14 protein-coding genes are annotated in these 13,038 nt (G+C 45.2%); 5 read left to right on the forward strand and 9 right to left on the reverse strand.

From position 1 onward, the window contains the following. Nucleotide 1: 1 nt before the first annotated feature. A complete protein-coding gene (locus tag CXF70_RS04030) occupies nucleotides 2-301 on the reverse strand; it encodes a cupin domain-containing protein (protein ID WP_101801638.1) in 300 nt (99 codons plus the stop codon). Nucleotides 302-447: 146 nt separating this feature from the next. Here CXF70_RS04030 and CXF70_RS04035 point away from each other — a divergent pair, with 146 nt between their 5' ends. Continuing rightward, nucleotides 448-867, forward strand: a complete 420-nt coding sequence (locus CXF70_RS04035) for a hypothetical protein (RefSeq protein WP_101801639.1) — start codon at nucleotides 448-450, stop codon at nucleotides 865-867. 67 nt (nucleotides 868-934) lie between these two features. On the opposite strand, the gene CXF70_RS04040 is transcribed toward CXF70_RS04035, so the two are convergent. The 5 genes from CXF70_RS04040 to CXF70_RS04060 form a co-directional block, all read right to left on the reverse strand. Then, entirely contained in the window at nucleotides 935-1,360 is a 426-nt protein-coding gene (locus CXF70_RS04040) for a CBS domain-containing protein (RefSeq protein ID WP_084243925.1), read from the reverse strand. Nucleotides 1,361-1,484: 124 nt separating this feature from the next. Continuing rightward, entirely contained in the window at nucleotides 1,485-2,207 is a 723-nt protein-coding gene (locus CXF70_RS04045) for an amino acid ABC transporter ATP-binding protein (RefSeq protein WP_084243924.1), read from the reverse strand. A gap of 12 nt (nucleotides 2,208-2,219) precedes the next feature. Beyond that, nucleotides 2,220-2,888, reverse strand: coding sequence for an amino acid ABC transporter permease (locus CXF70_RS04050; protein ID WP_101801640.1), 669 nt, complete (start codon nucleotides 2,886-2,888; stop codon nucleotides 2,220-2,222). Nucleotides 2,889-3,027: 139 nt separating this feature from the next. Beyond that, nucleotides 3,028-3,867 carry a transporter substrate-binding domain-containing protein gene (locus CXF70_RS04055; RefSeq protein ID WP_101801641.1) on the reverse strand — a complete coding sequence of 280 codons (840 nt, stop codon included), beginning with the start codon at nucleotides 3,865-3,867 and terminating at the stop codon, nucleotides 3,028-3,030. A gap of 76 nt (nucleotides 3,868-3,943) precedes the next feature. Further along, a complete protein-coding gene (locus tag CXF70_RS04060) occupies nucleotides 3,944-4,786 on the reverse strand; it encodes a MurR/RpiR family transcriptional regulator (protein WP_101801642.1) in 843 nt (280 codons plus the stop codon). 248 nt (nucleotides 4,787-5,034) lie between these two features. Between CXF70_RS04060 and CXF70_RS04065 the strand changes: the two genes are divergently transcribed. The 4 genes from CXF70_RS04065 to CXF70_RS04080 are packed head-to-tail and all read left to right on the forward strand — an operon-like array spanning nucleotide 5,035 to nucleotide 9,058. Continuing rightward, nucleotides 5,035-5,793 carry a carotenoid biosynthesis protein gene (locus tag CXF70_RS04065; protein WP_101801643.1) on the forward strand — a complete coding sequence of 253 codons (759 nt, stop codon included), beginning with the start codon at nucleotides 5,035-5,037 and terminating at the stop codon, nucleotides 5,791-5,793. Continuing rightward, a complete protein-coding gene (locus tag CXF70_RS04070) occupies nucleotides 5,790-6,461 on the forward strand; it encodes a lysophospholipid acyltransferase family protein (RefSeq protein WP_101801644.1) in 672 nt (223 codons plus the stop codon). The genes CXF70_RS04065 and CXF70_RS04070 overlap by 4 nt, the downstream gene beginning before the upstream one ends. Nucleotides 6,462-6,470: 9 nt before the next feature. Next, complete coding sequence (locus tag CXF70_RS04075) at nucleotides 6,471-7,580, forward strand: glycosyltransferase family 2 protein (protein ID WP_233208538.1); 1,110 nt, start codon at nucleotides 6,471-6,473, stop codon at nucleotides 7,578-7,580. Next, entirely contained in the window at nucleotides 7,577-9,058 is a 1,482-nt protein-coding gene (locus CXF70_RS04080; protein ID WP_101801653.1) for a phytoene desaturase family protein, read from the forward strand. The genes CXF70_RS04075 and CXF70_RS04080 overlap by 4 nt, the downstream gene beginning before the upstream one ends. 105 nt (nucleotides 9,059-9,163) lie before the next feature. On the opposite strand, the gene CXF70_RS04085 is transcribed toward CXF70_RS04080, so the two are convergent. From CXF70_RS04085 to CXF70_RS04095, 3 genes are read right to left on the reverse strand one after another with little or no spacing between them, the layout of a single operon-like run. Further along, a complete protein-coding gene (locus tag CXF70_RS04085) occupies nucleotides 9,164-9,994 on the reverse strand; it encodes a phytoene/squalene synthase family protein (RefSeq protein WP_101801645.1) in 831 nt (276 codons plus the stop codon). Then, nucleotides 9,994-11,451: a phytoene desaturase family protein gene (locus CXF70_RS04090; RefSeq protein ID WP_101801646.1), complete on the reverse strand. Its 1,458-nt coding sequence runs from the start codon at nucleotides 11,449-11,451 to the stop codon at nucleotides 9,994-9,996. Before CXF70_RS04090 ends, CXF70_RS04085 begins: the two co-directional genes overlap by 1 nt. Beyond that, complete coding sequence (locus tag CXF70_RS04095; protein WP_101801647.1) at nucleotides 11,448-12,947, reverse strand: phytoene desaturase family protein; 1,500 nt, start codon at nucleotides 12,945-12,947, stop codon at nucleotides 11,448-11,450. Before CXF70_RS04095 ends, CXF70_RS04090 begins: the two co-directional genes overlap by 4 nt. Nucleotides 12,948-13,038: the final 91 nt, after the last annotated feature.

Genomic DNA, 13,038 nt, shown 5'->3' on the forward strand with positions numbered 1-13,038 from the left:
TCTATTGCTTAATTTGAATGACGAGGAAGTTTGAATCTTCTATCGCCTTCAGGCTGTGCTTTTCTTTCGGCGTCATCCTCATCATGACACCTGTAGATACTTCCGCGACTGTTCCTTCTACTGTAAACTCGACTCGTCCGCTGTTTACGATTATCAGAACATCCGCGTCGGCGTCATGTTCCGATATCTCTTCCCCTGCTCCCAATTGCATATTCACAATATTGGTCTTTTCGAATTTCGCAACTTTCTGTACGTGCTTTTTCTTATTGTCCAGCTGATTGGGCATTTCAAATAACTCCATGCTTGCACCTCATTCCTTTCCTTGTTTATTCCATTCGACAAATGACAGGCAATCCCTGCCCGCGAATTCCGCCTACCGTTTTAAAACCTCCGAAAGAAGGGTATATTTCCTGAAACGATCAAATTCAACGTACTGGAGTGAGCACAATGAAGAAATGGTATTTGCCGATAAGTGTTGCACTATTGCTGTCAGCCTGTGGAGGCGAAGACACGCCTGAGCTTGAAGAGGAATCGCAAACGGAAGTTTCCGCTCCTGAAGGCGACGACCTTGATCCCACTGATCCTGAAGAAGTGGAAAATGCCGAAATGACTCTTGTTTCAGACCTGGCTGCTGGGAATATAGAAGAAGGCGCAGCAGTAAAAATCTCAGGTACAGTAGAAGAACTGGCGGATGATGTCGCTTTCCCTTCCTTTATCCTTTCCAATGACGGCCAGCAGGTATATATACGGAATATGGCTGAAACGCCTGTTGAACCGGGAGACACCATCCAATTGGAAGGCATCTATGACGGCAACGCAGAAGAGGATATGCCACTCATTTCCGCTTCAGTGATTACAGTCGAATAAAATCCAGCAAGCTTGCATACTAAAACACCGGCCGAAACTTCGGCCGGTGTTTTGCTTATTCTTTTTCTTACTTCTCGGGTTCAGCCGGTTCTGAAACTTCATCAAGCGCAATATCAGCATTGCCATACGATTTATCTTTTACAGCGATGTCGCCAAGTGAGACGATTCCAACGACTTTGTCATTTTCCACAATCGGCAAACGGCGGATTTGGTGGTCAGCCATCAGTTCTGCGGCTTCTTCAACGCTCATGTCTTTATTGCCCGTCACCATATTTTCAGAAAGAATTTCAGAAACAGCTGACTCCAATGACAGGTTGTCCGCAATGCCGCGAACCACAATATCGCGGTCTGTAATGATGCCGACTAATTTTTCATTTTCACATATCGGTATAGAGCCGACATTAATCTCCTTCATCTTGGCGGCCACTTCCTGAAGCGAATGTCCCGGATTGCATGTATCAACTTCTTTGGTCATTATGTCTGCGACTTTCATTGAATGTTCCTCCTTAGTTTTTTGTATTTACACTATATACGTTGTTTATCCTTTATCATACGCCCGAAACCTTTTGGCCACGAAAAAAGCGATTCCGCTTTACAGACGGAATCGCTCTCATCGACTACTCAACCAATTGGATGAATTGTTTTGTACGTTCATTCTGGGGATTTTCAAAGAAATTCTTCGGATCCGCAGATTCAATGATAGTGCCCTGGTCAATCATGATGATCCGGTCCGCCACTTCTTTGGCGAACTTCATCTCATGGGTGACGACAACCATTGTCATGCCTTCTTCTGCAAGCTGTTTCATAACCTGCAGGACTTCACCGACCAATTCAGGGTCAAGCGCAGAAGTAGGTTCATCAAACAGCATGACTTTCGGTTCCATCGCCAGGGATCTGGCAATGGCCACACGCTGCTTTTGACCGCCTGACAATTTGCTCGGATAAACATCCGCTTTGTCTTCAAGGCCGACCTTTCTCAAAAGGTTCATACCCAGTTTTTTCGCTTCTTCTTTTTTCATCTTCTTGACTGTAATCGGTGCTTCAATCACATTTTCCAGAACTGATTTGTGCGGAAAAAGATTGAAATGCTGGAATACCATACCGACTTCAGCCCGTATTTTGGCTAAATCCTCTTTTTTGGGGTTGATTGTGTGCCCGTCAATAGTAATTTCTCCGCTGTTGATCATTTCCAGAAAGTTAAAGCACCTCAGAAGTGTACTTTTCCCCGATCCACTGACACCGACAAGAACAACCACTTCTTGGGGTTTCACATGCAAATCAACCCCTTTGAGCACTTCCAGATCGCCGAAGGATTTGTGTATATTTTTCCCTACTATCATGTCTGTCCCTCCTTAGGCTTTGTCCACATCAAGTTTATTTTCGTACAAGCGCAACAGGAATGTGAAAATCATTACAAGCACTAAGTAATAGAGCGCGACCACCAGGAAAGATTCGAAAGCCTGGTAGGATTGAGCCGCTTCACGGTTTGCAAGTGAGAAGATTTCCGCCACACCGATGATGTAAACAAGTGATGAGTCTTTTAACGTAATGATGAACTGGTTGCCGAGCGGCGGAATTGAGCGGCGCAATGCCTGTGGAAATACAATTCGCTGCATGGTCTGCTTGCGGTTCATCCCGAGTGACAGGCTGGCTTCGCGCTGGCCCGGGTCAATCCCCTGAATGGCGCCACGGAAGATTTCCGCGATATAAGCACCATTATGGACGCCGAGTGCAATGGCGCCTGCCCAGAAATTAGACATGGTATAAATTTCAACAATCCCGAAATACAGGAACATGATCTGTACAATCAAAGGTGTGCCTCGTATTACTGTGATATAGATATTAGCGATTCCTCTCAGGATTTTTGATCCTGAGATTTTCATCAATGCGAAAATCAGGCCGATGACCGTTCCGAGAACGACGCCGATCGCTGTCAATTCCAGAGTGATGACTGTCGCTTCCAGGAATCCCTGATAAGTACGCATGAATACGTCAAAAACGTCGACAAATAAGTCCGGCATAAATTCCACTCCTCTTTTCCCTCTTTAACGGCAGGAGGAACTCCACTTATACGAGTAGAGTTCCACTGGCCGTAAAAGCCCGATTGAATCAGCTTGCACTTTCTGAGTGCAGGCTGCTGTAAACTCAATCAAACAGCTTCTATTCGAGTACTTCCACACCTTCAAGATCTACATCGAGGAGATTGCGGCCGAACCATTTCTCTGAAATCTCTTCATATGTTCCATTTTCAATGATTGTATCCAATGCTTCATCGATTGCCGCAAGAAGTTCTTCATCGTCTTTACGCACAGCGATGGATGGCTGCTCGATCCATAGCGGTTCGCCGACCATTTCGACTTCAAGTCCGGCATTCTGTGCTTCAAAACCAACTACATCTGCCGTAATTACTGCGTCCAGACGGCCTTCAATCGTCAAATCCTGAAGCGCTACGACATCACTTGTGTAATATTGGATGTCATCTGTATATTCGGCTGCTGCTGTTTCATAAGTACTTTGTCCAACTACGCCAATTTTCTTGCCTTCAAGATCCTCAGCTGATTGGATTTCGGTATTTCCTTCCCTTACAAAGATTGCTCCGCCTGAATAATAGTATGGGTCAGAGAAGCTAACCTGCTCCGAGCGTTCTTTCGTGTTCGACATTGATCCGATAATGGCATCGTAACGGTTTGAGTTCAACCCCTGGATGATCGTTTCAAAAGGTGTAGTGACGGGATTCGGCTCCAGTCCCATTTCTTCTGCAATCGCATTCCCGATATCGATATCGAAGCCTTTCAAATCGCCGCCTTCTTCAAAACTGAAGGGTTTGTATAATCCACTTGAAGCAGTTGTGAATTGGCCTTCTTCCAATAGATCGAAATCGCTCCCCGCTCCTTCTGATCCTGTACTTTCTGAACCGGAAGACGAATCGTCTTCACCACATGCGGCCATGATCATCCCTGCTGATAAAACTATTCCTAAAAATGGATATTTCTTTTTCATATCGTTCTCCCCTTTTCATTTTATGATTCACCAAAACGCCTGGGCATTCCGGGACCTGCCTTTACATTGGGTCTAATCAGATAAAAACTTCTTTCTCCATATATATCGCTTCCACCTTTGCCAAATTCCGTTTTACTTTTGAATGTTCTTTGACATATACAAAACGCATGATTGAAGCAATCAGCGCATGCACAGCGGTGTAAGAATCGATGTTCAGATTCGAGTTTACGGAAACCTCCAGCTTTATATCGGCATATTCTGCTGCCGGAGAATCCGCGGTATCCGTAATCAGCACAATTTTTGCTCCCTGTTTACTGGCAGTCGCCAATGTGTCGATGACTGATTTCGTATAACGTGGAAACACGAAAGCAATAACGGTATCCCCTTCAGTCAGTGCTGATAATTGCCGGTAGTATTGGGCGTCTCCATGCATCATCAATTCAGCGTGATCGAGCGTCAAATTTAGCCAGGACGTCATAAAATGTGCGAGGCCGAAATCGAAAAAATTACTGGTTACATATATACTCTTCGCCTGGCCGATGTAATCCACTGCCTGCAGGAGCTGGTCTTCGTCCGCAGACTGCTTCAACTGGGTGATGCTGGCGATATCCGCATCCAGCAGATTTGCAAGAAAGGATTGTTCGACCGCCGGCTGGGTATCGGATTCCTCCACTTGTTCAAAACGTTCTTCCGCCAGCTTCCTTTGCAGCACATGCTGAAATTCCGCGTATCCACGGTAACCGAGTTTTTGGGACCATCTGATTACTGTGGATTCACTGACATTGACCCTCCTGCCTACTTCAAGTGCCGATGAAAAGGCAAGAAAGATGGGCTCTTTGAAAAAAAGATCCCCAATTTTTTTTTGTCCAGAACTAAAATCTTTATACGAATTCGAAACGTTTCGCAGTAAATCCTGCATATTTTACAGCCCCCAATGTAAAAACAAGCTTCTATACTAATTTAAGTATACTATAATGCAGGATTTCCTTCAATAATTATCCGAATATTCTTTGTAGAAAGTAAAATTTGAAGAATTATTTAATTCTTTTTCCCCACCTTACTTACACCTAAACTACTACGGATTTTTTAAGACACCCTGCCGCCGTCCTCTTTCTCTCTCTTCAAACGGTTTTCAAGTATACTGTTTGTATAACTTGTAATGGAGTGATGTTTTTGAAATGGGAAGAAGGAATTTATCGACTTTTTTTAATATGGTATACAATCGGCATCATACTGCTGGCTTTTGATTTATTGCCTTCGTGGCTGGAATGGGCTAACGCCGTCTTTCTTATACTTGCTGGCACAATAGGTTTTCTATACTTTTTGAAACGCTTCGGCAAGCCTGCCGGAATCACCATCGGCTTAATCATATTCTTCGCCACTTTTATCGTTGAAGGAGCAGGCGCGAATTCCGGGTTTCTGTTCGGTTCGTATGATTACACAGATCATTTTGCTCCGAACCTGTTCGGTGTGCCCATCGCCATCGGCTTTGCCTGGCTGATGGTGGTTGCAACGTCCCATGTGCTGGCGCGCTGGATTTTTCCGAACGGCACTTTCGCTTATGCTGTAACCGGCGGAATAGGGGCGGTCATCATGGACCTTATAATCGATCCTGTTGCCTATCGCATAAAAACTTATTGGATTTGGGAAGACACCGGCTGGTATTACGGAATTCCCTGGACCAATTTTTTGGGCTGGTTTATTGTATCGTTCGTTCTTCATCTGCTGATCGATTGGGTGATGCGCCGTAAATCGATGGCAATTACCAATGACACGGCCGAGCGCCGGCTTGTGCTGCTTTACCTTCTCATGATCGCCATGTTCGCCATGCTGGGTGCCCTGGGCGGATTATGGCTGGCTGTGGCAGCCAGCACTATTCCGGCTGTGTTGCTTGTAGTGCTTGCATGGAAAAGGAGGCCTCTATGATTATTGCGAAAAAAAGCCGTTTATTTGAAAAAGGGTTTGCACTCTATCTTTTGCCGTTGCTTCGCAGGTCGTTTTCTCATCTATTGGGATACGGCATCCGAAAGATTCCTGAAAAACCGGTGATTTTCATCGCAAACCACAGTTCCTGGTGGGACGGCCTGCTGTTCTTCTTTTTGAACCACACAGTCTGGAAGCATGACATCCACATGATGATGCATGAAAAGAACCTGAGGAAATATATTTTCTTCCGTTATCTAGGTGCGTTTTCGATTGATAAGCAAAATCCGAAAGATATCATCCGGTCCCTTCAATATGCTGAAAAATTGTTGGCTGAAGGCAAATCGGTTGTGTTATTTCCGCAAGGCGATGAATATCATCAGGAAATCCGCCCGCTCGCTTTTTCCACCGGAATCGGTTATCTGGTTGAAAAACATCCCGATGTACCGGTAGTTCCGATTACATTCTATTATTCATTCCGGCACGATCAGAAACCCGAAGTTTGGATCCGGCAAAGTTCACCATTATCTATAGAGAAAATCGCTGGAACTTCCAGAAAAGAGCGCACAGCGTTTCTACAGGATACTGTAACCGCTCAGTTGGATGCATTAAAGAAAGAAGCCATCGCTGAAAACGTGTCTGAATTCAACGATTTACTGGGAAAGGAGTGAAGCAAAACAATGATTATGTGGATTTTCATCCCTTGCCTGGCCGCTTTTCTGCTATGGACGATCTTCAATAGCTTTTTCATGCCTTCTCTTCCTAAAAAAAATCCGGCAGTCAATGGGTATCCCTTGCTGTCGGTTTTGGTGCCCATGCGCAATGAAGAGCGGAATGTCAAATCGCTTGTTGCTTCGCTCAAAAACAGTACATACCCGAAGATAGAATTTATCATCCTGAATGACCAATCCACCGATCGGACGCAGCAATTGCTTGAAGAAGAAATTGGCGGCGACAGCCGTTTTACGATCTTGCAGGGAGCCGAACTTCCAACAGATTGGGTGGGAAAAGTTCATGCGTGCCATCAGCTTCAAAAGGCTGCTGCCGGGGAGCTTTTAATGTTTGTGGATGCTGATATCAATTTCGGTCCCGAAGCATTCCAACAGTCTATTGCATTGATGCAGCAGAAGAACGCAAAGTCGCTTTCTGGCTTTCCGGCCTTCGAAGTCGCGCCATTTTTAAGTAAACTGCTGGTTCCGATGCAGCATTTTGTTGTCTTCTTCCATTTGCCGCTGGGATTGGCGAATTATGCCTCATTTCCTGCAGCAACAGCAGCGCACGGAGCATGGATGCTTTTTGACAGAAAAGTATATGAAGATATTGGCGGGCACCAGTCGGTTCGAAACTCCCTCGTCGAAGATGTCCACATTTCCCGGGAAATAAAGAAAGCCGGCCACCGCATGCTGCTGGCCAATATTACGGAATCCGTCAGCAGTAAAATGTATGACACCAACAAGGAAGTCTGGGAAGGATTTTTGAAAAATAGTTATACCGGCATCGGGCGATCGCCGGTGATGGCAGTTTTGCTCACTCTATTTTATATACTGTTTTATGTTATTCCTTTCGCCTTGGCTGTCATCGGCATTTTTATGCTCAAGCCGCTTTTCGTTGTCCCTTATCTGCTTATTTGCCTGCAGCAGCTGTACATCATGCTGAGGACCCGGCAGAATCCTCTTTTGGCATTTTTGATGCCTTTTCAGGCTGGCGCGATGATTGCTGTGCTCCTCCACGCAATGCAAAAATCCCGCAGAAGGCAATCATACTCATGGAAGGGCAGGAATTATTTATGAGCAAAACGATTATCATCGGCGGCGGCCTTGGCGGGCTGTCCGCAGCAGTGACTCTTGCCAATGCAGGAATGGAAGTAGAGTTATATGAAAAGAATGATCATTTCGGCGGCAAGCTGATGCCGGTCCAACTCGGCACCCACTCGTTTGATTTCGGTCCTAATACCATCACGATGCCAGAAGTTTTTAAAGCGGTTATTGAACAGACCGGAGAAGCCGCCGCCGATTATTTTGATCTGATCCCATTGACTACCCATACAAGAAACCATTTCGCAGATGGCCGCCACCTTGATTTTTCTTCCGATCAGGAAATTATGCAGGCTGAGTTGAACCGCGTTGCAGCGGATGACGCGAAGAACTATAGACGTTTCCTCAATGAAATCAGTCGCATCTATGATTTATCGGAACGCTATTTCTTCCCTTCCACTTTTCAGTCATGGCGTGATTACCTGTCTCCTTCACTGGGCAAAGCCCTATTGCAGGTTCGGCCGGCAGAGACGATGGATCATTTTTACAAGAAGTATTTCAAAGATCCCGTTTTGCTCCAGGCGTTCGGCCGGTATGCAACGTATATCGGGTCATCTCCCTATAAAGCTCCTGCGACTTTTTCTATGATCGCTTATCTGGAATTGGTCGGCGGCGTTTATTACGCTAAAGGGGGAAACACTCGCATAGCGGAAGGGTTTGCCGCGGTGGCAAAAAAAAGAGGGGCACGTCTTTATTCCGGAAAGCCAGTCAAAAGAATAATCGTCAAAGACGGTAAAGCTGCAGGAGTGGAATTGGATGATGGCACTGTATCTGAGGCGGACGCAGTCATTTTGAACGGCGACCTGTTGACTGCCTTCCCCCAGCTCACCGCTGAAAATGAACGGCCGTCTTTCAGCAATGAAAAGAGCGAATCCTTCGAGCCTTCCATTTCCGCTTTTGTTATACTGGCAGGTTTGAATACCCGCCTGCCTGAACTGAAGCATCATAACGTCTATTTCTCAGAAGATTATCCGAAAGAATTTGATGAACTCTTTGAAAAGAAAAGCTATTCCGAAGAGCCGACCGTGTATATCAGTAATTCTTCTGCAACGGACCCTTCGGTATCCCCAGAAGGTGATAATCTGTTCATCCTTGTAAATGCTCCTGCGCTGACTCCGGATGGAAAACTGCAGATCGACGCCGAAACATATAAGAATCGGATATACGATTTTCTGGAAAACTATGGACTGAATATACGAAGCCATCTTGCAGAAGAAAAAGTCTTTACGCCTTCTTTTATAGCTGAGAATTTCAATGCTTTCCGCGGCGCTTTATACGGGCCCTCTTCGCATCGGAAAAAAGATGCTTTTCTGCGTCCGGCAAATGCCAGTCCGGATATTAAAAACTTGTTCTTTGTTGGCGGCAGCACTCATCCCGGCGGCGGATCACCAATGGTTACTATGAGCGGCCATAATGTTGCAACTCGTATTTTGAAGAAGTTCGGCCTGCTGTAATAAGAGCACTTGATGATAAAAAAGGCCAAATAAAAAATCAGCCTGATATTGATGGGCTGATTTTAACAAGATATGCCCGATTGAGGCATATCTTTTTTATTCGTTTCATAGACAAGCAAGTATCTGCTGCTTGGATTGATCAGGCACAAAATGTTTTTGGCCGAAAACGTTGTAGTCTTTCTTTCGGATGGTTGTCAGAATTTCACGGTACACCAGTCCGGCACCTTTTACAGGAATTCTTGAACTGACCGGATATTCGTTTATGGTTTCAAACGCTTTCTCGTAATAGTACTCCGCTTCCTGCGCCATCTCTTCCCAGACTGATACGAAGGCCGGCGTTACAGTTTTCCTATGAAGATCTGCTTCCTCCAGGTTGTGTTTAACCATCAGCTCTGAAGGCAAATAAACCCGGCCCAGCCCTAAATCTTCATCGATATCGCGGAGAATATTGGTGATCTGCATTGCGTATCCAAGGGCAATCGCCCCTTCTTTCAGAATTTCCGTTTTGCCCGGAGCCAGCACCGGCAGCAGCATAAGGCCGACAGAACTCGCTACGTGATAACTGTAATCCAGTACGTCATCCACCGTCTTATAGCGTTTCATCAGCAAATCCATTTCCTGGCCAGCGATCATGCTGGCATAGGCTTCATCGTCCATGTCGTAATTCTTGAAGACATCGGAAAGCGCCAGCCACATCGGATTTTCAACATCAAAATTACCTGCCAGAAATTCATTGAACTCCTGTTTGAAGAGAGTCAGCCCACGAACTGGATCCGCACCTTCATCCACAATATCGTCCACCGTCCGGCAAAAAGCGTAAATAGCCCAGACAGCTTTTCTATTTTCCTTCGGCAGCATGGAAAAACTTTTGTAAAAGCTCTTGGAATTGGCGGCAATGATTTCTTCGCAAAAACGGTAAGCTTTACTTAATTCCATTAAGAACCTCTCCTCTCGCTTAAGGAATCACGTTCAATTTGTTCGGCAAGCAATTTGGCTCCCTGCATTACAATCGGAATACCACCGCCAGGATGGACGGAAGCACCTACCGCATAGAGACCTTTAACATCGAAAGGTTTAACTTGCGGGCGGAAAACACCCGATTGCAATAGTGTCGGACCGATTCCGAAGCTCCCTCCGCGGAAGAGGCCGAATGTCTCCGCGTCGGTCGGAGTCCTTACTTCCATCCACTCGATTGCATCTTTTAATCCAGGGAACGACAATTCTTCCATCCTGACGACCACTCCATCGATCCACTCTTTTTCATTTGCCCAATCGACATCCGACCCTGCAGGCACAGGAATCAGGGTATACAGCACCCCTTTTCCTTCAGGAGCCAAAGAATCATCGATTTTTGATGGATGGAACGTATAGAATGCTGGATCTTCAGGCTTCTGCTTGTCAGTGAACACGTCTTTCATGTGTTTCGCATAATCATTTCCAATAAAAAATTGATGTACGTTTACTTCATCATAGACTTGATTCAGTCCAAAATACAGCAATACACAGGCAGAAGATGGAACAAATTTCTTCTTTTTCCGTTCCGGCAATAAACGTGACACCGTTGGAAAGTCGCCGTTGTAGACTACCGCGTCAAAATCTTCCCTGCCGGATTCCAACTCCACTCCTGTTGCTTTCCCATTACCCAATAGGATCTGTTTCACTTTTTGGCCTTTTCGGACAGTGACATTCGAGAGGGTGAGCAGCTTTTCCTCCAACAGCGGCACGATGCTCGCATAACCGCCTTTCAAATAATGGACGCCGTGCTCATGTTCGCTGAAAGATACCAGTGAATACATACCGGGAGCACTGTACGGATCTCCCCCGATATAAAGTGACTGGAGCGTATAGGCCAATTGAAGACGTTCATCTGTAAAATAGCGGGCCATCAACTGTTTTATGGAAAGCTGAGGTTTCAAAGCCAATAGATTCTTAACGTTTCCTGGAGTGAAAAATGTTTTTTTATCGACGAAAGAATGCTCAAGAAAAGCGGATTTACCGATGGCAAACCGAGTACGCCCTTCTTCCATAAAACGTCTGAAGCCTTCTTCCTGTCCGGGGAATACATTTGCCACTTCTTCAATTTGCCGCTTGTTGTCCGGGTATTTCGTATATACTTTTCCGTCATTGAAACGGATGGTGTAAAGAGGGTCGCAAAGCAATAATTCATATTTTTCTTTCGGGATCCCCGCTTCAGCCAACAGTTCCTGAAACATCTCCGGCAATAAAACAATTGTCGGTCCCTCATCAATTTTGAAACCATCACGCTCAACGAAGTTCATACGGCCGCCAAGGCGGTTTTCCTTTTCAATGATTGTCACGTCGTGCCCTTGTTTACTTAAATACAAAGCACCCATCAATCCACCGATGCCGCCGCCGATTATCCCGATTTTCATGCAAATCCCTCCAATTGAGGCAACGGAAGAATCGGTATTCCTTCATTTCCATCTTTTTTCAAAATGCCGTTGGCAGTGATGCGGGCGGATTCCAATATGGTCGGCAAGCCGCTTCCTGGATGCGTTCCGCCACCCACCAGCCAGCATTGTTTAAGTTCTTCGAATTCATTGTGAGGACGGAATATCATCATTTGAGTCAATTGATGCCCCAGGTTGAATGTTGCGCCTTTATAAACGGAATAGTCATGTTCCCAGCCGAACGGCGTCAACACTTTTTCCACTTCGATATGCTCACGCAGATTTTTAAATTCCGTCTTCTCTTCAATAATATTCAATACGAGTTCCCTGAATTCCTGCTGTTCATTGTCCCATCCGATATCACTGAAATTATTCGGGACCGGTGCCAATATGTAAAGTGCTGATTTCCCTTCAGGTGCGAGTGTCGGATCTGTCACACTGGCATTTTGGATATAGATGGAAGGATCCGCTGATAAAAGCTTAGAATCTGTAATTTCTTCCACATTTTTTTTGTAATCCTTGGCAAAGACAATTGTATGGTGAGATAGATCATACTTTTTATCCAATCCCAAATAAATCATGAAAGTGGAACAGGAGTATTTTTTCTTCTCCAGTTTTTCAGGCGTATATTTCTTCAGAATCCCTGGCTCAACAAGATTGGTCATGACATGGGCAAAATCCCCATTGATGATGACTTCATCAGCGGCTTCGCGGCTTCCGTCCTCAAGATCCACGCCTTTTACGGTACGGCCTTCAAGCCATAATTTTTTCACACCTGTACCTGTATGGATTTTACCGCCAAGCTCGCGGATCACTTTCGCCATCGATTCAGACAGCTGATTGACGCCACCGATCGGATGATAGATTCCATAAGCATGCTCCATATAAGACAAAATCGTAAAAGCACCAGGACATTCCCATGGTGACATGCCAAGGTATTTGGACTGGAATGCAAAAGCGAGCTTTAACCGTTCATCTTTGAAGTAGCGTGAAAGCACATCGTAAAGGCTTTTGTTCACTTCCAGTTCCGGCAAAGCCTTAAGCACTTTAGGCTGGATCATGTGTGAAAACTTATCCATTCTTGTCTGCAGGATTGGTGAAAGAGCCTCCAATTTACGGCCGGTCTCTTTCATGAACCGTTCATAGCCTTCCCCGCCGCCTTCAAAATCTTTATCAATTTTGGCTTTCATTTCTTCGGCATTGCGTGTCATGACTAATTTTTGATCTTCAAAAATCAATTCATACATCGGGTCCAGTTCGACAGGCTCCATGTAATCGGCAAGCTTTCGTCCAGCAACTTCAAACAGCTCTTCCACTATATGAAGCATGCTTAAAAAAGTTGGACCGGTATCAAAAGTGAAATCACCGATTTTCAAGGCCGCATTGCGCCCGCCGACCCGTTCGTTTTTTTCATAGATATCCACTTTATATCCATATAAAACACAAAGCAAACAACCAAAACATAAACCAGCAAACAAAACACAACCACAAAAAAAAACAAAACAAAAAAAAAACAGACGAAAACACCACGCAAACAAAAACAACCACTCAACCACACCAACCACAAAA

Origin of the sequence: Planomicrobium sp. MB-3u-38 (assembly GCF_002836425.1) — a bacterium.
Classification (GTDB): Bacteria; Bacillota; Bacilli; order Bacillales_A; family Planococcaceae; genus Planococcus; species Planococcus okeanokoites.